This is a genomic window from Bradyrhizobium sp. USDA 4341 (genome assembly GCF_054063755.1).
The window spans coordinates 5,031,562-5,051,835 of sequence record NZ_JBSSGO010000002.1 but is presented as its reverse complement, the minus strand read 5'-3'; the positions used below and the strand labels follow the sequence as shown (position 1 = coordinate 5,051,835).

19 protein-coding genes are annotated in these 20,274 nt (G+C 64.7%); 13 read left to right on the top strand and 6 right to left on the bottom strand.

Features of this window, described 5'->3' with window-relative positions; all coding sequences use genetic code 11:
* Window positions 1–48: 48 nt before the first annotated feature.
* Genes ACVIGB_RS29955 through ACVIGB_RS29940 form a run of 4 tightly spaced genes read left to right on the top strand, consistent with a single transcriptional unit; the run spans window position 49 to window position 2,905 of the window.
* The gene (locus ACVIGB_RS29955; RefSeq protein WP_207834457.1) at window positions 49–372 is read left to right on the top strand and encodes an ArsR/SmtB family transcription factor; all 324 of its coding nucleotides are present in this window, start codon (window positions 49–51) and stop codon (window positions 370–372) included.
* A 10-nt stretch (window positions 373–382) separates the two neighbouring features.
* Entirely contained in the window at window positions 383–847 is a 465-nt protein-coding gene (locus ACVIGB_RS29950; RefSeq protein WP_456719950.1) for an SRPBCC domain-containing protein, read from the top strand.
* A 21-nt stretch (window positions 848–868) separates the two neighbouring features.
* Window positions 869–1,720 carry a shikimate dehydrogenase gene (locus ACVIGB_RS29945; protein ID WP_456719951.1) on the top strand — a complete coding sequence of 284 codons (852 nt, stop codon included), beginning with the start codon at window positions 869–871 and terminating at the stop codon, window positions 1,718–1,720.
* 15 nt (window positions 1,721–1,735) lie between these two features.
* The gene (locus tag ACVIGB_RS29940) at window positions 1,736–2,905 is read left to right on the top strand and encodes a Gfo/Idh/MocA family protein (RefSeq protein WP_456719952.1); all 1,170 of its coding nucleotides are present in this window, start codon (window positions 1,736–1,738) and stop codon (window positions 2,903–2,905) included.
* A gap of 196 nt (window positions 2,906–3,101) precedes the next feature.
* On the opposite strand, the gene ACVIGB_RS29935 is transcribed toward ACVIGB_RS29940, so the two are convergent.
* The 4 genes from ACVIGB_RS29935 to ACVIGB_RS29920 form a co-directional block, all read right to left on the bottom strand.
* The gene (locus ACVIGB_RS29935) at window positions 3,102–4,412 is read right to left on the bottom strand and encodes an ABC transporter substrate-binding protein (protein ID WP_456719953.1); all 1,311 of its coding nucleotides are present in this window, start codon (window positions 4,410–4,412) and stop codon (window positions 3,102–3,104) included.
* 289 nt (window positions 4,413–4,701) lie between these two features.
* Window positions 4,702–6,258 carry an MDR family MFS transporter gene (locus ACVIGB_RS29930; RefSeq protein WP_092120288.1) on the bottom strand — a complete coding sequence of 519 codons (1,557 nt, stop codon included), beginning with the start codon at window positions 6,256–6,258 and terminating at the stop codon, window positions 4,702–4,704.
* 191 nt (window positions 6,259–6,449) lie between these two features.
* Window positions 6,450–7,622, bottom strand: a complete 1,173-nt coding sequence (locus tag ACVIGB_RS29925; protein ID WP_092120285.1) for an HlyD family secretion protein — start codon at window positions 7,620–7,622, stop codon at window positions 6,450–6,452.
* A complete protein-coding gene (locus ACVIGB_RS29920) occupies window positions 7,615–8,094 on the bottom strand; it encodes a MarR family winged helix-turn-helix transcriptional regulator (RefSeq protein ID WP_092120282.1) in 480 nt (159 codons plus the stop codon). Before ACVIGB_RS29920 ends, ACVIGB_RS29925 begins: the two co-directional genes overlap by 8 nt.
* Window positions 8,095–8,282: 188 nt before the next feature.
* Between ACVIGB_RS29920 and ACVIGB_RS29915 the strand changes: the two genes are divergently transcribed.
* Complete coding sequence (locus tag ACVIGB_RS29915) at window positions 8,283–8,771, top strand: Fur family transcriptional regulator (RefSeq protein WP_092120279.1); 489 nt, start codon at window positions 8,283–8,285, stop codon at window positions 8,769–8,771.
* A gap of 118 nt (window positions 8,772–8,889) precedes the next feature.
* On the top strand, window positions 8,890–9,846 hold the full coding sequence (locus ACVIGB_RS29910) for a DMT family transporter (RefSeq protein ID WP_456719954.1): 957 nt from the start codon (window positions 8,890–8,892) through the stop codon (window positions 9,844–9,846).
* A gap of 402 nt (window positions 9,847–10,248) precedes the next feature.
* Here the strand turns inward: ACVIGB_RS29910 and ACVIGB_RS29905 are convergent, their stop codons facing one another.
* Window positions 10,249–11,124 carry a sulfurtransferase gene (locus ACVIGB_RS29905; protein ID WP_456719955.1) on the bottom strand — a complete coding sequence of 292 codons (876 nt, stop codon included), beginning with the start codon at window positions 11,122–11,124 and terminating at the stop codon, window positions 10,249–10,251.
* 318 nt (window positions 11,125–11,442) lie between these two features.
* Here ACVIGB_RS29905 and ispG point away from each other — a divergent pair, with 318 nt between their 5' ends.
* From ispG to ACVIGB_RS29870, 7 genes are all read left to right on the top strand, one after another.
* Window positions 11,443–12,732, top strand: coding sequence for a flavodoxin-dependent (E)-4-hydroxy-3-methylbut-2-enyl-diphosphate synthase (gene ispG, locus ACVIGB_RS29900; RefSeq protein WP_092120273.1), 1,290 nt, complete (start codon window positions 11,443–11,445; stop codon window positions 12,730–12,732).
* 286 nt (window positions 12,733–13,018) lie between these two features.
* Window positions 13,019–13,912 carry a TauD/TfdA dioxygenase family protein gene (locus tag ACVIGB_RS29895; RefSeq protein WP_456719956.1) on the top strand — a complete coding sequence of 298 codons (894 nt, stop codon included), beginning with the start codon at window positions 13,019–13,021 and terminating at the stop codon, window positions 13,910–13,912.
* 141 nt (window positions 13,913–14,053) lie between these two features.
* A complete protein-coding gene (locus ACVIGB_RS29890) occupies window positions 14,054–14,587 on the top strand; it encodes a hypothetical protein (RefSeq protein WP_456719957.1) in 534 nt (177 codons plus the stop codon).
* 27 nt (window positions 14,588–14,614) lie between these two features.
* Window positions 14,615–15,655 (top strand): TAXI family TRAP transporter solute-binding subunit, encoded by a 1,041-nt coding sequence (locus ACVIGB_RS29885; protein ID WP_456719958.1) that lies wholly within the window; start codon window positions 14,615–14,617, stop codon window positions 15,653–15,655.
* Window positions 15,652–16,275, top strand: a complete 624-nt coding sequence (locus ACVIGB_RS29880; RefSeq protein WP_092120261.1) for a hypothetical protein — start codon at window positions 15,652–15,654, stop codon at window positions 16,273–16,275. Before ACVIGB_RS29885 ends, ACVIGB_RS29880 begins: the two co-directional genes overlap by 4 nt.
* A gap of 38 nt (window positions 16,276–16,313) precedes the next feature.
* Window positions 16,314–16,913 (top strand): DsrE family protein, encoded by a 600-nt coding sequence (locus tag ACVIGB_RS29875; protein ID WP_092120258.1) that lies wholly within the window; start codon window positions 16,314–16,316, stop codon window positions 16,911–16,913.
* Window positions 16,914–17,094: 181 nt separating this feature from the next.
* Complete coding sequence (locus tag ACVIGB_RS29870; protein ID WP_456719959.1) at window positions 17,095–18,435, top strand: Rieske 2Fe-2S domain-containing protein; 1,341 nt, start codon at window positions 17,095–17,097, stop codon at window positions 18,433–18,435.
* Between the two features lie 146 nt (window positions 18,436–18,581).
* Here the strand turns inward: ACVIGB_RS29870 and ACVIGB_RS29865 are convergent, their stop codons facing one another.
* Window positions 18,582–20,189, bottom strand: coding sequence for a Na+/H+ antiporter (locus ACVIGB_RS29865; RefSeq protein WP_092120252.1), 1,608 nt, complete (start codon window positions 20,187–20,189; stop codon window positions 18,582–18,584).
* Window positions 20,190–20,274: the final 85 nt, after the last annotated feature.

Here is a 20,274-nt window from a genome sequence, read left to right as displayed (position 1 = left end):
TAATCAGTTATATAGCAAGTTAGTTATATAACTGAGATGAGATCAAGCATGGCCAGCCTCGATGCCGCCTTTTCCGCGCTCGCCGACCCGACCCGCCGGGCGATCCTCGCGCGTCTCGCGCTGGGCGAGGCGACTGTGATGGAGCTGGTCGAGCCGTTCGAGATGACACAGCCCGCGATCTCCCGCCATCTCAAGGTGCTCGAGGGCGCGGGCCTGATCGTCCGGCGCGTCGAAGGCACCAAGCGGCCGTGCCGGCTGGCGCCGACGGCGGTCGCCGAGATCGATCAATGGCTCGGCATGCTGCGGCGGGCGCTGGAAACCAATTACGACCGGCTGGACGGAGTGCTGGCCGCCATGAAGCCTGAAAAGTGAAGGGTATCCCATGAGCAAGTTGACGCTGAAGACCGAAGGCGACCGCACCATCGTTGTCACCAGGCGCTTCGTCGCGCCGCCCGAGGCGGTGTATCGCGCGCATACCGAGCCGGAGCTGCTGCAGAAGTGGCTGCTCGGCCCGGAAGGCTGGACCATGCCGGTCTGCGTCAGCGAGCTCAGGCCCGGCGGCAAGATTCGTTACGAATGGACCGACGGCAAGGGCGGCGGCTTTCATCTGACCGGCGAATATGTCGCGCTCGAACCGTTCAGCCGTATCGTGCATGTCGAGCGCATGCATCTGCCGGATGCGACGCCGGACAATCATGTCGAGACGCGGTTTGCGCCCGACGGCAGCGGCACCGTGATGACGATGCGGATGACCTTGCCGGATGCCGAGACGCGCGCGGCGATGCTCGCGACCGGCATGGAGCACGGCATGGAAGACAGCTATGCTCGGCTCGACTGCATGAACTGAGCACTGCCAACGTGAGGGACAATGCGCGATCGTTTCCTGACCGGTCTGATCGGGTATCCGATCGCGCATTCGGCGGCGCCCGCGATGCACGAGCAGGCCGCCGCCGTGCTCGGCGTTCGCGCTCACTACCAGCTCATCGAAGTGAAGGCCGCCGGGCGCGACGATCTGCGTGCGATGCTGGAGGGCGTCAGGCGGCTCGGCTTTGCCGGCGTCAACGTCACTTTTCCCTACAAGGAGGCGGTCGTCGATCTGCTCGATGACCTCGCGCCGGATGCGCGCGCGATCGGCGCGGTCAACACCATTGTCGCCAGTGGCGCCCGGCTGATCGGACACAACACCGATGCGACGGGGTTTGCGCGTGCGATCGAACCGCTGCTTGCGTCAGCGCCGCGCGGTCCGATCGCGCTGATCGGTGCCGGCGGCGTCGGCAAGGCGGTCGCCTTTGCGCTCGCCGGCCTCGGCGTTGCCGGGATCAGGGTCTTCGACGCCGATGCCGCCAAGGCCGCGCAGCTTGCGGCCCAGCTGCGGGATCGCCGCGCGGTTCACGCCAGCAGCGTCGCGATCGCGGCGGACGGCGCCGTGGGCTTGGTCAATGCAACGCCGGTCGGCATGCTGCCGAGCCGTGAGACGCCGGTGCCGGATGCGCTGCTGCATCGCTCGATGTGGGTCGCCGACGCGGTCTACACGCCGCTCTGGACGCCGCTGCTGACAGCGGCAAAAGCCAAGGGCGCAAGCGTCCTGACCGGACGGGACCTCGCGATCAACGCCTCGGCCGATGCATTCAAGCTGTTCACGGGACTGGCGCCGTCGCATGCGGCGATGGCAAATGCGTTCGACGCCGTGATGGCTGCACGCTACTCTCCGCCCGCTTGAAGGGCGGAGACATCAATGACAAAAATCAGGATCGGTCTGGCCGGCTGCGGCTTCGTGTCGGAGCTGCACATGGTCGCCTATCGGCGGGTCTATGGCGTCGATGTCGAGGTGGGGGCGGTCGCGGCGCGCGGCGATCACGTGGTCGAGTTCGCGCGCAAGCACGAAATCCCGAACGCCTATCGCAGCTTCGCCGAGCTGATCGCCGATGCTGATATCGACGTCATCGACATCTGCACGCCGCCCAACCTTCACGCCGCGATGATCGTCGAGGCGATGCAGGCCGGCAAGCACGTGATCTGCGAGAAGCCGTTCAGCGGCTATTTCGGGCGCGACGGTGACAAGGCGCCGATCGGCAAGCATGTCCCGAAGGCGCTGATGTACCAGCGCGTGATGGAGGAGATGGAAGCGACCCGCGCCGCGATCGAGCGCAGCGGAAAGCTCTTCATGTATGCCGAGGACTGGATCTACGCACCGGCGGTGACCAAGACCGCCGAGATCATCCGCGCGACGCGCGACAAGATCCTGTTCATGAAGGGCGAGGAGAGCCATTCCGGCTCGCATGCCGCGCACGCCGCAGAGTGGGCGATGACCGGCGGCGGCTCGCTGATCCGGATGGGCTGCCATCCGTTGTCGGCCGTGCTCTATCTCAAGCAGGTTGAGGCACGCGCGCGCGGCGAGGCGATACACGTTGCCAGCGTCACCTGCGACGTCGGCAATGTCACCGCCGGTCTCAGGCCCGAGGAGCGCGGCTACATCAAGGCCAATCCGGTCGATGTCGAGGATTGGGGCACGCTGACCGCGACCTTCTCCGACGGCACCAAGGCCACGGTGTTCTCCGGCGACATGATCATGGGCGGCGTGCGCAATCTGATCGAGACCTACACCTCGGGCGGCTCGCTGTTCGCCAACATCACGCCGAACACGCATCTCGTGAGCTACCAGACGTCAGAGGAGAAGCTTGCCTCCGTCTACATCACCGAGAAGGTCGATCGCAAAACCGGCTGGCAATATGTCTGCCTCGAGGAGGAATGGACCCGCGGCTACTTGCAGGAGATCCAGGATTTCATGGAGTGCGTCGCAACCGGCCGCGCGCCGCTCGCCGGCCTTGCGCTGGCGTATGAGACGACGAAGGTGAATTACGCCGGCTATTGGGCGGCGGATGAGGGGCGGCGGGTGATGCTGTAGAGGCTCGATCGCGCCGCGTCGGGACTGCGCTCCCTCGCCCCGTTCTTCACGGGGAGAGGGTTGGGGTGAGGGGCTCTCTCCGCGAGCAGTGTGGTTGGTGAGACCTGTACCCCCTCACCCGGATTGCATCTGCGATCCAATCCGACCTCTCCCCGCAAGCGGGGCGAGGTAAGAAAGCAAACGTCGCTGGTACCGACTACGCCCCGTACACCGATCCCTTCGGCAGCGGGAATACCGGATCCTGCGTCCTGATATTGGTCGGCCACACCACGGTGATGCGCTCGCCGGCGTTCTGCATCACGACGGGTGTCGAGCGCTCGTTCTGGCCGGACATCGGCGTGCCGGGCGGATAGAATTTTACGCCATAGCCCTGGATGGTGCCGCCCGGTGGGATGTCGACATCAAGCGCCGCCTTGCGGATCGCCTCGGGATCGAAGCCGCCATATTTCTCCGTGGCGACCGGCAGCACATTGTTGAGCAGCACCCAGGTCTGGTTGAAGCCCATCGAGCAGTGCGGCGGCACTTCGGTGGCGCTGGTCTTCTCGCGATACCGCGCGACCATCACCTTGGTGAGATCGCCGACCCCCGGCGCCAGCTTGGCGGGATCGAGCAGTTGCGCCGGAACGGGATCGATGTTGCAGAAATTGTCGATGTCGGCGCCGAACGTCGTGCGCAGCTTGTCGAGCTGGCTGTAGCCGGCGCCGGCGCCGAACAGCATCTTGAATTTCAGTCCGCTCTCGCGCGCCTGGCGCAGGAACAGCGTGATATCGGGGTTGTAGCCGGCATGCGAGATGATGTCGGCCTTGGCGCGCTTCAATTTGGTCACCAGCACCGAGAGATCGGGCGCGGAGGCCGAATAGCCTTCCTTGAGCACGACCTGCAGCCCGGCTTCCTTCGCGAAGGTTTCGTCGGCAGCGGCAACGCCGACGCCGTAGGGACCGTCCTCATGGATCAGCGCGACCTTGACGTCCTTCGGCTCCATGCCGAGCCTGGCCTTGGCGTGCTCCGCGAGGAAGCCGCCGAACGCCTGGCCATACTGGTCGGAATGGATCTGCGCGCGGAACACGTATTGCAGGTTCTTGTCCTTGAATACGGCGGTCGAGACCGCGGTCGTGATCCAGAGGATCCGCTTCTGCTGCTCGACCTTGGCGGCGAGCGGCACTGCGTGCGAGCTCGCGAACACGCCGTTGAGAATGTCGACCTTCTCCTGGTCGATCAGGCGATTGGCCTCGTTGATCGCGACATCGGGCTTGCTCTGGGAATCGACGTTGACCGGGGCGATCTTGTACTTGCCGCCGACGCCACCCTTCTCATTGACGAGATCGATCGCGATCTGCGTACCGATCGAGGAGGCGACCGAGCCGCCGGCGGCAAACGGGCCGGTCAGGTCGTAGATCACGCCGATCCGGACCGTTTCGGCCTGCGCTTGCGCGCGTGTCCAATCGAAGCTGAAAGCAGCGGCGGCAGCCGCTGAAGTCTTCAGCAGCGTCCTGCGTGAAGTCGGCATCGCGTCCTCCCCTGAAGCCGTCATTGCTGTGACGGGTATTTGTTTTTTGCGGAGTATTGGGAGGCGAGGTCGGAAAGTCAACGCGATTGCAGTTGCGGTGTCTTGCGCTTTCGGAGGGGGCCGCCGCATTGAAAACTGTCGTCGCCCGGCTTGACCGGGCGACCCAGTATTCCAGAGGCTGCAGTGCTTGAGCCGATAAGCCGCGGCGTACTGGATCGCCCGGTCAAGCCGGGCGATGACATCAATAGCGCGGTTAGCGAGTGCGATCGAAGCGCAGGGACGCGAAAACCTACTCCATCACCGCGGCATGATCCGGCGGCGCCGACTGCGCGCGCAGCGTGGCCTTGGTCGAGCCGATCATCAGCGCGAGCGGGATCGAGACCAGGATGAACAGCATCACCAGCTGGTAGTCGTGCGAGAATGCGATGATCTGCGACTGCGCGGCCACCATCCTGTCGGCGAGCGCGCGGCCGGCATCGGTGTTGAGGTTGATCATGCCTGATACGTCGGGCATCTGCAGCGCGTGGTTGAACGGATTGATCTGCTCGGACAGCTTTGCGTAGATCCGCCGCCCGCCTTCCGTCAGCTGTGCGATCACGATCGAGATGCCGACCGAACTTGCGACGTTGCGGAACAGCGTCAGCATCGAGGTGCCGTCGGTACGCAGCTGGTTGGGCAGCGTCAGGAACGCCACCGTCGACAGCGGCACGAAGACGAGGCCGAAGCCAAAGCCCTGGATCACGCTGACGACGATGATCTCGCTCGCCTGCGTCATGTCGGTCCAGCCGGTCATCTGGAACAGCGACGCCGCGGTCAGTGCCAGGCCGGAGATGATCAGCGTGCGCGCCTCGATGTAGCGCATCAGGCGGCCGACCAGCATCATCGCGACGAAGGTACCGGCGCCGCGGGTCGCCAGCAACAGGCCGGCGGTGATGATCGGATAGCCGACCACGTTCTGCAGATACGGCGAGGACAGTGCCATGGTCGAATACAGCACGAGGCCCATCACCGTCATGAACACGACGCCGCCGAGGAAATTGCGGTCCTTGAAGATCGCGAACTGGATGAACGGCTTGTCGGTGGTCAGCGAATGGGCGAAGAAGAAATAGGCGCCGACCGCCGCCACAATGAACTCGATCATGATCTCGTTGGATTCCAGCCAGCCGAGCTGCTCGCCGCGGTCGAGCGCGAGCTGCAGCGCGCCGATCGCGACCGCGAGCGCGCCGAAGCCGAACCAGTCGAAGCGCAGCGCGTGGTCCTGTCTGGTCTCGTCCATGAAGATGATCAGGCCGAGCACCGTGACGAAGCCGAACGGCAGATTGACGAAGAACACCCAGTGCCAGGAATAGGTCTCGGTCAGCCAGGCACCGAGCGAGGGACCCATGATCGGACCCATCATCACGCCCATGCCCCAGATCGACATCGCCTTGGCGCGCTCATGCAGCGCGTAGGAATCGAGCATCACCGCTTGTGACAGCGGCACCAGCGCCGCGCCGAACACGCCCTGCAACAGGCGGAACAGCACCATCTGGTTGATGTCCTGCGCCAGGCCGCAGAACACCGAGGCAACGGTGAAGCCGGCCGAGCAGATGATGAAGATGCGCTTGCGGCCGAAGCGGTTGGCGATCCAGCCCACCGGCGCGGTCATGATCGCGGCCGCGACGATGTAGGAGGTCAGCACCCAGTTGATCTGGTCCTGCGAGGCCGACAGCGAACCCTGCATATAGGGCAGCGCGACGTTGGCGATCGTGGTGTCGAGCGCCTGCATGATCGTCGCGGTCATCGCGCAGATCGTCACCATGTTCCGGCGCATGCCGGGCACGGCGGATGGTGACGGTGCATTCATTCAGGTCGGTCTCGCTTTGTCGAATGTGTCGGGGGTCACCTCTCCCGCTTGCGGGGGAGGTCGGCGCGTAGCGCCGGGTGGGGGCTCTCTCCGCAATGTGACTCGTGGAGAGAGCCCCCACCCCAGCCCTCCCCCGCAAGCGGGAGAGGGGGCGCACTGTCTCTGCGGTCGATTATCGACCGCATTTCATCCTACTCGTGGTCCGGGTGCGCGGAGGCTGAGCGCAGCCCGAGCAGGCCGGCCAGCGTGCGGCGGTGATTGGTGTCGATCGTCGCGTAGACGCTCATGCCGGCCTTCAGCTTCTTCACGAACGGATCGTTCTCGTCGAAGTAGATCCGCACCGGCACCCGCTGCACCACCTTGACGAAGTTGCCGGTGGCGTTCTGCGGCGGCAGGATCGCGAACTGCGCGCCGGTGCCGGGGGACAGCGAGCCGATCTTGCCTTTGAATTCATGGTTCGGGAACGCGTCGACGTCGAGCGTCACCGGCTGGCCGACCGCGACATAGGTGAAGTCGCTTTCCTTCGGATTGGCGTCGACCCAGGGATGGTCGACATCGATCACGGAAAACACCGGCGCGCCCGCGGCGACGAAGCGGCCGAGCTGGATCTGGTCGACCTGGGTCGCCACGCCGTCCATCGGCGCGCGCAGCACGGTGTGATCGAGATTGCGCTGGGCGTCGTCGAGCTTGGCCTTGGCCTGGGCGTAGGGCGGGAATCGCTCGATCGGCAAATCGACATCGCCGAGCAGCTGCGTCTTGGCGTTGGAGATCTGCTGCCTGATGTATTGCGCCAGGCTCTCGGCGGTGACCTGCGCGTTGGCGGCGTTGTCGAGGTCGAGCTGCGAGCCGAAATTCTGCTTGGCGAGCGTCGATTTGCGATCGACGTCCTTCTTCTTCAGTTCGATGCTCTGCTGGGCGAATTCCAGCATCCTGGTGTTGATCTTGATGTTGTCGACCAGATTGTCATAGGTGGTCCGGGTCTGGTCGAGCGCCGCCTTGGCCTGGTCGACCGCGAGGCGGAACGGCACCGGATCGATCTCGAACAGCTCGTCGCCCTTCCTGACGTGCTGGCCTTCCTTCACGACGATCTTGTCGATCTTGCCGGAGATTTCCGGCGTGATCAGCACCTTCTGCGCGCCGACATAGGCGTCGTCGGTGCCGACATAGCGGCCGCCATTGAGATAGAACACGCCGCCGACGATCACCGCCGCGATCGGCAGCACGACGAGCAGCAGCACCCGGCGATAGCGCCGCAGGCCCGCCATCAGACGCCGGCGCGGCGCGCGGCTGGCCTTGCCCGACGGCGCGGGCTCACCGGGATTGCTCTTCTGCTCAGGGGCCAGCTTGAGGACGGATTCAGCCATAGCGTTGTTCCTTTCGGGAGGGCTCGCCGGCTGGGCTTTGGATGGCATTGCGAACGTTTTCCTTGATCGATTCCAATTGGGTGAGCAGGCGATGCGCATCAGCAGGGCTGATGCCCTCGAGCGCGGTCGCGGTGAGTTCGGAGCGCAGGCCGGCAAGCTTCCCGAGCAGCGGGCGCGCGGCCTTCTTGAGATAGAGGCGGTTGACGCGGCGGTCGTTGTCGTCGCTGCGGCGCTCGATCCAGCCATTGTCGCAGAGCTTGTCGATCAGCCGCGTCAGCGTGATCGGCTGCATCTCGAGCAGCTCGGCGAGCTCGGTCTGCTTCATGCCTTCCTGGCGTTCCACCTTGGACAGCACGGCCCATTGTGCGCGGGTGATGCCGTAACGGGCGGCCTCCTTGTCGGCGTAGACGCGGATCAGCCGGAACAACTCGCCAAGCGTAAACAAGAAGTCCGTATCCACGGAACCGCGCATAGACCCATCTCCATAAGCTTGGGATATAATAAGCTTGCTTATGAATTCTGCATGCCGGGTTAACGGGAGGCTGCCCCGCATGCCGGACATGGCTGCAAGGCGGTGAGGGACTGGCTTAGGTAGTGGGCATGGGTATTGGCTGGGGCCGGGCTATGGGAACGGGCGCAGAAATGCTACATATCCGGGCAATGAGCCTCGCCAAGCCGACATTTCCTGCCCCCGACCACGATCACGGACGCTGCGCCGCGGATGCGATGGCGCATGCCGAACAGGTGTGTGCGCGCCGCGGCCAGAAATTCACTCCGATCCGGCGTCAGGTGCTGCAGGCGCTGCTGTCGAGCCATCGGCCGCTCGGCGCCTATGAGGTGATCGACGAACTGGCCAAGACGATGCCTCGGCCGGCACCGATTACCGTCTATCGCGCGCTCGACTTCCTGATGGAGAACGGCCTCGTTCACCGCATCGAGAGCCGCAACGCCTTCCTCGCCTGCGCGCACGACCATGACGAGACCTCGATGGTGGCGTTCCTGATCTGCGACCATTGCGGCTCGGTCGGCGAGATCCCCGCCGCCCCCGTCGCGCAAAGCCTGACCGCCGCGGCGCGGGCCTCAGGCTTTATCCCGAAACTCTCCGTGGTCGAGATCGCCGGCACCTGCGCGCATTGCCAGAAGGCGTGATGCGCGGATGCGATTGAGCCGAGCAATCACCGCGAACACTCTGCGCCCCCTCCCCCGCTTGCGGGGGAGGTGAGGCCCCGAAACAACAACACGGCAGCAAGCCGGCCCGCGAGGAAACATGTCGACCCAAGCGATCTCCGCCAGCGTCACGAGGCCCGTCAGCGTCGGCCACGGGCTGCCGCCCGGCGCTATCGCATTGATGCTGATGCTGTGCGTGAGCTGGGGTTTCAACCAGCTGGCGGTGAAGCTCGCGCTGCCTGATGTGCCGCCGATGCTGCAGGCGCTGATCCGCTCCTCGGGCGCGCTGCCGGTCATGCTGATCGTCGGCCGGCTGCGCGGCGTCAAATTCTTCGAGCGCGACGGCACGCTGCTGCCGGGCGTGATCGCGGGGCTGATGTTCGGCTGCGAGTTCGTGCTGATCTTTACCGGGCTCGTCTTCACCTCGGCGTCGCGCGCCTCGGTCTTCCTCTACACCGCGCCGTTCTTCGTCGCGCTCGGCTCGCACCAGTTTCTCGGCGAACGTCTTTCGACCGTGCAGTGGAGCGGGCTGGCGCTGAGCTTTGCCGGTGTCGCGCTCGCGATCGGCGTGCCGCAGCCGAATGTCGATGCCAAGGTGCTGCTCGGCGACCTCATGGTGGTCGGCGGCGGCGCGCTCTGGGCGGCAACTACCTTGGTCGCCAAGGGCACGCAGCTGCGCAAGGCCGCGCCGGAAAAGGCGCTCGGCTATCAGGTCGCGATCTCGATTCCGATTCTCGGGTTCGCAGCCTGGATCGCCGGCGAGCGCATCGAGCACGTGCCGAGCGCGCTGTCGATCTCGCTGCTCGCCTATCAGGCGGTCTGGGTGGTGGGCTGCACTTTTGTCATTTGGTTTGCGATGGTGAAGACCTATTCGGCCAGCAAGCTCTCGGCCTTCACCTTCGTCACGCCGCTGTTCGGCGTGGTCGCCGCCTATTTCATCATGCACGACACGCTGACCCCTGTGTTCGGCGTCGCCGCGCTGCTGGTGATCGCCGGCCTCTATCTCGTCAACAAACCCGACCCGAAGGTGACGCCGGATCCGAACGTGCCGGCGTGAGGCTCAGGCGCCCTACGATTCGGCCGTCGTGTCGCCCTAGCAAGGCTCGGACATATCATGTCGCGAGAATGCGAAGCTGCGTCCCCGCCCACACTGTCATCGCCCGGCTCGACCGGGCGATCCAGTATTCCAGAGACGCCGGTGCTTGAATCGAGAGGCCGCGGCGTACTGGATCGCCCGGTCGAGCCGGGCGATGACACCGAGATGAGGTGCGCAATAGCGGTGGGTGGTATCGCGCGAAATCGATCCTCAGCGTCGTCCTGGCGAAAGCCAGGACCCATTACCCCAAATCTCAATTGTTGCGCGACGCCGGGGCCGCGTTCCCATTCACAAGCAAATTCGGTGGTTATGGGTCCTGGCTTTCGCCAGGACGACGAAGGAGGAGGCATCACGCTCCGTCCACTACCCCACTTCGATCGGCAAAGACTCATCCTTCGCCCATTCGCCCATCGAGCCGTCATAGAGCGTGAGATTGTCGTAGCCGAGCCGATGCAGCTGGAACAGGTCGATGGTCGCGGAGATGCCGCCGCCGCAATAGGCGACGACGCGCTTGTCCCTGGTGATGCCTTGCGCGGCGAAGGTTGCCTCCGCCTCCGCAAGCGGCACGAACGTCTTGCCCTTGGGATCGATCAGGGTTGCCGCCGGCACGCTGACGCTGCCGGGGATGCGGCCGGGCCTGCCGTAACGGCTCGGCTCCAGCCCCTTGTAGAATTGCGGGCCGAGCGCATTGACGATCACGGTGTCGCGCTCCGTGGTCGCGGCGAGCACGTCGCGCTTGCCGACGAACATGCCCTCCTTCGGCCGCGCCGAGAACGTCGCCTGCGGATAGCCGCCGGCAAGCCCGGTCTCGATGTCGCGTCCCTCGGCGGTCCATTTGTCGATGCCGCCGTCGAGCACTGCGGCGCCGTCAAAGCCCAGCGAATGCAGCATCCACCAGAACCGCGTCGCCCACATCGCCGTGCCGATCGAATAGAGCACCACGCGGCTGTTGGCCGAAATGCCGTGCCGGCCGAACGCGGCCTCGAGCTGGGCCGTCGGCGGCATCATGAAGCGCAGCTCGGTGCGGGGATCGGAGAATTCGGCCTGCAAATCGAGGAAATTGGCGCCCGGGATGTGGCCGGCCTCGAACGTCTGGCGGCCAGAGACGACGATGTAGGGAACGCCGCTGCCGGCCGGGGCCGGCTCCAGATAGGTCGTGCAGTCGAACAGGCGTAGTTCCGGTCGGGTCAGGATGTCGGCAAGTTCCGCCGTGGTGATCAGCTCGCTATGGCCGGCCATGTCGCGCCCTCCCGGAATGATCTTAAGGGGATGCTAGAGCATGATCCGAAAAAGTGGGTACCGGTTTTTCGGAAAGATCATGCTCAAACCAGAAGGAGACCGCCGGATCACACGAAAAGCTGTCACTTTGCCCTTTGATTCACCCCAATTCGGCCCAATATAGCTGTCCATGCAGGACGCCGCTGCATGGCTTGCCTTTGGCCTCAATCGGCGCCATAAGCTGTTGAATTCACTCCGAAACATCACCGTTTGGCCTGCCGCGCGCGAGGCCCATCGCCCCCTTGGTGAATGTCACCAAAACCTGATATTCGAGACGCCATGAACAAGCCCGAGATTTTGCCGCAAGACGACGTCGCCGGTCCCGCACCGCGGCACCACACCACGCAGGTCATGGTCGGCAACGTCGCCGTCGGCGGCGGCGCCCCGATCGTCGTGCAGTCGATGACCAACACCGACACCGCCGATATCGAGGGCACCATCGCCCAGGTCGCCGCGCTCTCCCGCGCCGGCTCCGAGATGGTGCGCATCACCGTCGACCGCGAGGAAGCCGCAGCCGCCGTGCCGCACATCCGTGACGGCCTGCGCAAGATGGGCATCACCACGCCCCTGATCGGTGACTTCCACTATATCGGCCACAAGCTGCTCGCCGAGTATCCGGCCTGCGCCGAGGCGCTCGACAAGTACCGCATCAATCCCGGCAATGTCGGCTTCAAGAACAAGCGCGACACCCAGTTCGCCGACATCATCGAGATCGCCAACAAGAACAACAAGCCGGTGCGCATCGGCGCCAATTGGGGCTCGCTCGACCAGGAGCTGCTCACCAGGCTGATGGACGAGAACACGGCGTCGGCCAATCCGCGCGACGCCCGCGCGGTGACCCGCGAGGCGATGGTGCAGTCGGCGTTGCTGTCGGCGGCCCGCGCCCAAGAGCTCGGCATGCCCAAGAACAGGATCATCCTGTCGGCGAAGGTCTCTGCCGTGCAGGATCTGATCGCGGTCTATCAGGAAGTCGTGCGCCGCTCGGATTACGCGATCCATCTCGGCCTCACCGAGGCCGGCATGGGCTCGAAGGGCATCGTTGCCTCCTCAGCCGCACTCGGCATTCTCCTGCAGCAGGGCATCGGCGACACCATCCGCATCTCGCTGACGCCGGAGCCCGGCGGCGACCGCACGCTGGAAGTGCAGGTCGCGCAGGAATTGCTGCAGACCATGGGTTTCCGCACCTTCGTGCCGCTGGTTGCGGCCTGCCCGGGCTGCGGCCGCACCACCTCGACCACGTTCCAGGAGCTGGCGCGTTCGATCCAGGATTTCATCCGCGACGAGATGCCGGCCTGGAAGACCAAGTATCCGGGCGTCGAAGAGCTCAACGTCGCGGTGATGGGCTGCATCGTCAACGGCCCCGGCGAATCCAAGCACGCCAATATCGGCATCTCGCTGCCCGGCACCGGCGAGGCGCCGGCCGCGCCTGTCTTCGTCGACGGCAAGAAGTTCCGCACCCTGCGCGGTCCGGGCATCGCCGCCGACTTCAAGGCGCTGGTGATCGACTATATCGACCAGCGTTACGGCAGCGGCGCCAAGGTGCCGGAGCCGGCGGGCGCCGCGGAGTAGTTTCGTTCCGCGCGTGACCCACGCGCAACCGTCGTCGGCGAATGCCGGGACCCATAACCACAGGACGTGGTTATGGCGCGAGCTGCGGGTTACGAGCCTTCGCAAAACCTGATCCTGTGGTTATGGGTCCCGGATCTGCGCTCCGCTTCGCGGAGCCTGTCATCGGGCGGCGCTCCGCGCCGACCCGTTGGCTTATCCGGGACGACGGGTATGTTTGCGGCGCGGATTGCGCTTCGCTCCATCCGGGCTACCATGCTCCCAATCAAGAACCATCGGGAGAACGCCCATGAGCTCGCTGTCCGGCAAGCAGGGTCCGCGCTACCGCCACCTCGCCGACCAATCCGAGCCCTATGAGACCATCGGCGTCGAGAAGCTGACGCCGATCATTGGCGCGGAAATCTCGGGCGTCGATATTGGCAGACTGGTTGGCGACGATGCGCGCTCCAACCGGCAGATGGACGAGATCCATCGCGCGCTCGCCGAAAATCTCGTCATCTTCTTCCGCGATCAGCACATCAGCCCCGACCAGCATCTCGCCTTCGGCCGCAAGTTCGGCGAGCTGCATGTGCACCCCGCCGCGCCCAATGAGGGCGATCCGGCGCTGATGAAGATCTATGCCGACAAGGATTCTCCGCGCGCCAACGGCGAAGGCTGGCACACCGACGTGTCCTGCGATCTCGAGCCGCCGATGGGCTCGATCCTCTACATCAAGCAGTGCCCGCCGCGCGGCGGCGACACCCTGTTCGCCAACATGTACGCGGCCTATGAGGCGCTGTCGGACCGCATGAAGGCCTATCTCGACGGGCTGACCGCGCTGCATGACGGCGAGCAGACCTATCGTGGGCTGTACGCCAATTATGGTGTCGCCGACAAACGGGAATATCCCCGCGCCGAGCATCCGATGGTCCGCACCCATCCGGTCACCGGCAAGAAATCGCTCTACGTCAATCGCGGCTTCACCCGCTTTATCGTCGGCATCCCGCGCGACGAGAGCGACGCCATGCTGGCCTATCTCTACCAGCATGCGGAGAACCCGCTGTTCCAGTGCCGCTTCCGCTGGACCGAGAACGCGATCGCGTTCTGGGACAATCGCTGCGCCCAGCACCGGGCGATGTGGGACTACTGGCCGCACACCCGCTCCGGCACCCGCGTCACCGTGAAGGGCGAGCGGCCGGTGTGAGGACAGCGCCGGCCTTGCGCCGTCGCGCCGGCCGCGGCTGAGCTCGATGCTTCAATCTGCCCAAAGCTGCGCGGTTAACAGGGGTAATCCTTGCGGGTCATAGTATCCGTGAGCCGGTGAGCCCTATGATGCCCGATCATAATGGGCGATATCACCATGCGGCAGGTGATACTGGACGCGCGCAGACATGAGAGCATCGTCATTCGCGTCGACGGGAACTCAGCTTGTGAAAGTGCCGGCTCGCGCGTCAGATCGGATCGAGCGCCATTTGCTCCGAGGATGATGCGCCGGGCGGCTCCGCTATGGTTCGCAGCAACCCTCGCCGTGACGTGTCTTTCGGATGTGCCGGGTTCCGGCGGCGGCGCGCACGCGCAGTCCAACGGCATGGCCGGCAATTCCCTGCACCTGGCACAAGCAAAGACGAGCGCTGCGGTTAACGCTGCTCCAGCCAAACAAGCGCCAAGCGCGGACGCGCTCGCCCGCGAACTCGCGATGGCACGGCGAGATATTGAATTGCTGCAGCTCTCGACCTGGGGAACGCATGGAACGCGCGGCGATGCGACCAAGGCCCGCGATCTCTACGCGAAGGCTGAGGCCGAGTGGAATCAAGGAGGCAAAGGCGCGATTCGAGGCGCTGCGTTCGCTGCCTTCATAGAGCAAGAGCGAACGCGCTGACGGGATGTCGTGCAAGGGAGCTGGTCGATGAAAAGGTCTGCCGGATTACGTCCGCTGTTTCTGCTCGCGGCCCTGGTGTCGCTGCTCCTCGCGCCGCAGCCGCCCGCGGCGGATGCGCGGCCGCAACATGGTCAGCCTCAAAAGGCTCGCTTGATCCGGGCCGAACCGCCTCCGCCCAAGCCTGAAGTTCTGGCCATGAATGCCTGGGTCGTCGGCCTCGCCGGCGGTCTTCTCGAGGGCGCGCCGATCCGCCTGGCCGCGGAGATAGCCCGTGTGACCGATGACGGCAACAATCTGCATGTTTTGCCGGTGGTGACGCGAGGGGCCGTGGAGAATCTCAACTCGCTGCTGTATTTGCGCGGCATCGACGCGGCGATCATCAATTCCGACGCACTCGAGGAATACAAGAGCCAGGTGCCGGACATCCAGCGACGGATCGCTTATGTCCTGAACCTGTTTCCGTCCGAACTGCATATCTTCGTTCGGCCGGAGATTCAGAGCCTGAGCGACCTCGCCGGCAAGAAGGTGAACTTCAACAACCAGGGTACCGCCGCAGCCTATTCAGGTCCGCTGATCTTCAGTCGTCTCGGCATCGACGTCGAGAAGACCTTCATTCCGCACCAGATCGCACTCGAGCAGATGCGGAAAGGCGAAATGGCGGCCGTCGTCTTCATTACCTCGAAGCCGGTCGATGCATTTGTGAAAGGCCGGTTTGAATCGGGCTTCAAGTTCCTGCCCGTCCCGTATGACAGCAAGTTCGAGGACTATTATCTGCCGGCAGCTCTTGATGCCGCCGACTATCCAAATCTGATCAAGCCGGGTGACCGCATCACCACGATCGCCGTGCCGACCGCTCTCGTTGCCTTCAATTGGCCGGCCAGCACCAATCGCTTCGAGCGTGTTGCACGCTTCGTCGATCATCTGTTCTCGCGTATCGACAAGCTGCAAGGACCGGGCTTCGACCCGAAGTGGAAATCGATCAATCTCGGAGCGACGGTGCCCGGTCTCACGCGCTTTCCTGCCGCGCAGGCGTGGCTCGATCGTCAGTCGGCACGGGCATCGCAATGACCAGGCTCGCCGTCCCGCTGCTTGCCGCAACCGCCGCCGTCAACGGCGTTGCCCTGGCGCAAGGGATGGAAGACCCCATGGCACAGCTGCGCGCCTGTTCCCAGCTGCAACGTGAAGCGCGCCTGGAATGCCTCGACAAGCTGTCGCACGCCACTGCGCCGCCCCGCCGCGAGGCGTCGAGAGCCGATAATTGGACGATCAGCGAGACGACGTCGCCCGTCGATTATTCACCAATCGCCACTGCGACGACATTCGATTCGGTCGAATCGTCGATCAAGCTGTCGATCCGGTGTCGCGGCGGGCGGACTGAATTGTCCTTCGCGGGACCGGCTATCTCGGGCCGCGGCGACGGCTATGCGATCTCCTATCGCATCAACGACGGTCAGCCGACGCAGGTCGCGGCAACTGTGTCGGCGTTTGGTTCCGGCGTCGCCGTCGCAGGCGATGCGGTTCGCTTGTTGCAATCGCTTCCCGATAACGCGGTCCTTGTTGTCCGCCTCTCACCCGGTACCGGGGCTGCCCATGACGCAAGATTCTCGCTCGCGGGGCTGGACGCGATGCGAGCGAGGATGGCCGCGATCTGCAAATGGCCGCTCGCTGTCGCAAGGCCCAGCAATTGAGAACTGTGTTCGACGATTTTTCGAGATGGAGATGCTTGATGCGCAATTTTAGATCTGCTGCGAAATTCATTGCGATGGGTGCCATCGCTGTGCTGGCTTCCACCTCCTTGGCGGTGGCCGAGCAAGGTGGGAAATACTGGGCGCCGACCGCGCAATCCGCGACTACCCCGGCGAGCGACGCCCGGAAATCTGAAACGCCGCGATCCGCCGCCGAAACGCGCAAGCGCGCCGCATATGCGCGTATGCATGATCCGGTGGCGCCGAAGGGGAAGGAGCATCATCTGGTCTTGCAGGTGAACAGCAATGATCCTGCCGCCATGAATCTCACGCTCAACAACGCAACGAACGTCACCGAATATTACAAGGGCCTTGGCGAAAAGGTGAAGGTCGAGGTGGTCACGTTCGGCCCGGGCCTGCACATGCTCCGCGAGGATACGTCGCCGGTGAAGGCTCGCATCGAGGAAATGGCCCTCAGTTCACCCGAGGTGTCGTTCAAGGCCTGCGGCAACACCCAGGAGAAGATGCAGAAGGCCGAGAACAAGTCGATCCCGATCATCAGGCAGGCGGAAGTCGTGAAGTCCGGCGTCGTGCGCGTGATGGAACTGCAGGAGAAGGGATGGGCCTACGTGAAGCCGTGAGCTGGCGGGCCAGCTTGCCTTGAACCCCGTTGCGCGGGCCCGGACCGGCCGGCGCAGAGAACGGGTGTAAATCCATCAGCGCGCGGGACAGGGCTGCCGGCCGCGCAGCCAATCGCATTGACGCCGCGCATCCGCTACGCCAAGCTCCGGGAAAATCAAAAACAACTCCCGGGGAAACGCCATGCTCCGCGCCGAAGACAACAAATTCCTGACCGAATCCGGTGCCGGAACGGGAATGGGCGAACTGCTGCGCCGGTTCTGGATTCCGGTGCTGCTGTCGGAAGAGCTGCCGGAGCCGGACAGCGACCCGAAGAAGATCATCGTCATGGGCGAGGAGCTGCTGGCCTTCCGCGACTCGAGGGGTGTGGTCGGCGTCATCGATCAGTATTGCCCGCACCGCGGCGCCAATCTCTGGCTCGGCCGCAACGAGGAATGCGGCATCCGCTGCGTCTATCACGGCTGGAAGTTCGACACCGACGGCCGCTGTGTCGACATGCCGACGTCCTATCCGGACCTCAACGCCAAGGACCTGATCCGCATCAAGTCCTATCCGGTGCGCGAATGGGGCGAGATGATCTGGGCCTATATGGGCCCCGCCGAGGCGATGCCAGAATTGCCGGCGCTGGAGATGGCGCTGCTGCCGGCCTCGCATCGCTTCGTCACCAAGAAGTGGCAGGACTGCAACTGGGTGCAGGCGGCGGAAGGCTCGATCGACACCGCGCATTTCACCTTCGCGCATCTCTCCTTCGAGAAGGAGGAGAACGAGATCCTCGACATCAAGAAGCACTTCGTCAACCCGCTGACGCGGGTCGCGACCGACCACATGCGATGGATCGCCGAGGATCCGCGGCCGGTGATCAAGATCAATCCGCATGAGGCCGGCCTCACGGTCGCGGGCGGGCGGCTGACCGGCAGCGACAACATCTACTGGCGCATCGCCCAGTTCCTGATGCCGTTCCACAGCTACGCGCCGAGCTCGATGCCGGGCGAGAACATGTTCGGCCAGACCTTCGTGCCGGTCGGCGACACCAATTGCTGGATCTACACCTATGCGTGGAATCCCGACCGGCCGCTGACCGACGCCGAACGCGACGGTTATGCCAATGGCAACGGCGTGATGGCTGTCGTCGACGAGAACTACGTGCCGCTGCGCAACAAGGCAAACGACTATCTGATCGACCGCCAACTGCAGCGGACCAAGAGCTACACCGGGATCAAGGGCGTCTCCGAGCAGGACGCCGCGGTGCAGGACAGCCAGGGCCCGATCGCCGACCGCACCCGCGAGCATCTCGGCCCGACCGATCTCGGCATCATGCATTTCCGCAAGCTGGTGATGGAGGCGGCCCGCGCGCTGCAAAAGGGCGAGGCACCGCCGCACGCGGCGCACCAGGATCGCTACACGGTACGCTCCGGCGCCTGTGTCACCAGCAAGACCAAGGACTTGGCCGCCGTGATGATCGAACGGTTCGGCGATCCCGCGGGCTTCGTCGGTGGTCCCGGACAGAACGCCGCGGCGGAATGACCTCTTACGGTCGTCCCAGCGAAAGCAGGGACCCATAACCACCGACGCGAATTGTCGAAGCACGCTGTGGCCCCAACCTTCGCCAAACCGGCAACGGTGGTTATGGGTCCCGGGTCGCGCTGCGCTTGCCCGGGGCGACATCGGGGCTACAACGGTATCCTGCGATACTCCCGGTTGGAGAGGCTGGCCTCCTCGAGATCCAGATCGCGCTCGATGCGCCGTCTGGTCTCGTCGGTGATCTTGCCGTCGCGCAGCAGCATGTGGATGAACTTGCGCTCGGACGAGATCAGCTCCCGCGTCAGTGCGGTGCCGGCGGCGGAGACGTCGTGCTTGTCGGGGTCGAGCGTATCAGGCAGCTGGTTGATGCGGATTTCGTGTCGTGACCGCAGCAGCTTGATCACTTCGTCGGAGAGCTCGCGGTCGTCGGTGATGGCGTCGAGCGATTTCAGCGCGGCGTTCAGCGCCTCGCGCCGCGCCTCGATTTCCTGCTCGTGCTCGGCGATATGCTCGCTGCGGCCGTCCTTGGCGAGGCCGAGCACGCGCACCACCGGCGGCAATCCGAGGCCGAGCCCGACCAGTGTCACGAAGATCACGCCGAAGGCGACGAACAGGATCAGGTCGCGATACGGGAAGGCCTCGCCGCCGGGCAATGTCAACGGCAGCGCAAGTGCCGCGGCGAGCGAGACCGCGCCGCGCACGCCGGTGAAGGCGACCACGAACACCGCCCGCCACGACGGCAGCGGATCGCGCTCGCGCACGCGGGCGCTGATCCAGCGCGGCAGATAGGTGCCGGGAAATACCCAGAGGAAGCGCGCGACGATCACGATGACGGCGACCAGCGCGGTGGCGGTCAGGATGTCGTGCAGTGGGAACGCCTTCGACTTCTCGTACAGCGAGCGCATCTGGAAGCCGGTCAGGAGGAACAGCAGGCCCTCGATCAGATAGATGATCAAGTCCCAGAAGAAGATGCCCTGCAGGCGCGTCGCGGCCGAGATCAGCAGCGGTCCGTTCCAGCTCATATAGAGGCCGCAGGCGACGGTGGCGATCACGCCGCTGCCGCCGAAATGCTCGGGGATCCAGTAGGCGAGATAGGGCGTGATCAGCGACAGCGTGATCTCGACCTGCGGATCCCTGGCGCGGCGGCGGGCGCGCAGGCTGAGCCAGCCCACCGCCGTGCCGAACGCGATCTCGCCGGCAACGATGACGAGGAACGTGCCGGTCGCCTTCGGCAGCGAGAACAGCCCGGTGGTGATGGCGGCGAGCGCGAAGCGGTAGAGGATCAACGCCGTCGCGTCATTGGCGAGCCCTTCGCCCTCGAGCACGACAAGGATCCGACGGGGCATGCCGAGCTTGCGCGCGATCGCGAGCGGCGCGACCACGTCCGGCGGCGCAACGATCGCCCCGAGCAGGAATCCGATGCTCCAGGGCAGCCCGATCAGATAGTGGGTCGCGGCCGCGACCATGAAGGCGGTGAAGATCACGCAGCCGACCGAGAGCAGGATGATCGGCCGCAGATTGGCCTTGAACTCGCGCCAGCTCATCGCGACGCTCGCCGAATAGATCAGCGGCGGCAGCACCACCAGAAGCACGAGCTCGGGCGGCAGTTCCAGCGACGGCATGCCCGGCACGAAGGCGAGCACGATGCCGACCAGCAGGAGCAGGATCGCCGGCGCGATGTCGGTCCGCCGGGCAACCAGGGCGGTTCCCGCCAGCACGCCGAGCAGAGTGAGAAAGATCTGAAACTTGGCTTCCATACTGGGCTCAATTCGCCCGGAAACCAGCGCCAGTCAATGCGGTCCGGCCGGAGCCGGACCGCCGGGGCGTGTCATAAAGCCGTCG

What these genes read in the sequence shown, in the direction of transcription:
- ACVIGB_RS29955 (WP_207834457.1), top strand. Translation starts at nt 49, where the DNA reads ATGGCCAGCCTCGATGCCGCCTTTTCCGCGCTCGCCGACCCGACCCGC.
- ACVIGB_RS29950 (WP_456719950.1), top strand. Translation starts at nt 383, where the DNA reads ATGAGCAAGTTGACGCTGAAGACCGAAGGCGACCGCACCATCGTTGTC.
- ACVIGB_RS29945 (WP_456719951.1), top strand. Translation starts at nt 869, where the DNA reads ATGCGCGATCGTTTCCTGACCGGTCTGATCGGGTATCCGATCGCGCAT.
- ACVIGB_RS29940 (WP_456719952.1), top strand. Translation starts at nt 1,736, where the DNA reads ATGACAAAAATCAGGATCGGTCTGGCCGGCTGCGGCTTCGTGTCGGAG.
- ACVIGB_RS29935 (WP_456719953.1), bottom strand. Translation starts at nt 4,412, where the DNA reads ATGCCGACTTCACGCAGGACGCTGCTGAAGACTTCAGCGGCTGCCGCC.
- ACVIGB_RS29930 (WP_092120288.1), bottom strand. Translation starts at nt 6,258, where the DNA reads ATGAATGCACCGTCACCATCCGCCGTGCCCGGCATGCGCCGGAACATG.
- ACVIGB_RS29925 (WP_092120285.1), bottom strand. Translation starts at nt 7,622, where the DNA reads ATGGCTGAATCCGTCCTCAAGCTGGCCCCTGAGCAGAAGAGCAATCCC.
- ACVIGB_RS29920 (WP_092120282.1), bottom strand. Translation starts at nt 8,094, where the DNA reads ATGCGCGGTTCCGTGGATACGGACTTCTTGTTTACGCTTGGCGAGTTG.
- ACVIGB_RS29915 (WP_092120279.1), top strand. Translation starts at nt 8,283, where the DNA reads ATGAGCCTCGCCAAGCCGACATTTCCTGCCCCCGACCACGATCACGGA.
- ACVIGB_RS29910 (WP_456719954.1), top strand. Translation starts at nt 8,890, where the DNA reads ATGTCGACCCAAGCGATCTCCGCCAGCGTCACGAGGCCCGTCAGCGTC.
- ACVIGB_RS29905 (WP_456719955.1), bottom strand. Translation starts at nt 11,124, where the DNA reads ATGGCCGGCCATAGCGAGCTGATCACCACGGCGGAACTTGCCGACATC.
- ispG (WP_092120273.1), top strand. Translation starts at nt 11,443, where the DNA reads ATGAACAAGCCCGAGATTTTGCCGCAAGACGACGTCGCCGGTCCCGCA.
- ACVIGB_RS29895 (WP_456719956.1), top strand. Translation starts at nt 13,019, where the DNA reads ATGAGCTCGCTGTCCGGCAAGCAGGGTCCGCGCTACCGCCACCTCGCC.
- ACVIGB_RS29890 (WP_456719957.1), top strand. Translation starts at nt 14,054, where the DNA reads ATGGGCGATATCACCATGCGGCAGGTGATACTGGACGCGCGCAGACAT.
- ACVIGB_RS29885 (WP_456719958.1), top strand. Translation starts at nt 14,615, where the DNA reads ATGAAAAGGTCTGCCGGATTACGTCCGCTGTTTCTGCTCGCGGCCCTG.
- ACVIGB_RS29880 (WP_092120261.1), top strand. Translation starts at nt 15,652, where the DNA reads ATGACCAGGCTCGCCGTCCCGCTGCTTGCCGCAACCGCCGCCGTCAAC.
- ACVIGB_RS29875 (WP_092120258.1), top strand. Translation starts at nt 16,314, where the DNA reads ATGCGCAATTTTAGATCTGCTGCGAAATTCATTGCGATGGGTGCCATC.
- ACVIGB_RS29870 (WP_456719959.1), top strand. Translation starts at nt 17,095, where the DNA reads ATGCTCCGCGCCGAAGACAACAAATTCCTGACCGAATCCGGTGCCGGA.
- ACVIGB_RS29865 (WP_092120252.1), bottom strand. Translation starts at nt 20,189, where the DNA reads ATGGAAGCCAAGTTTCAGATCTTTCTCACTCTGCTCGGCGTGCTGGCG.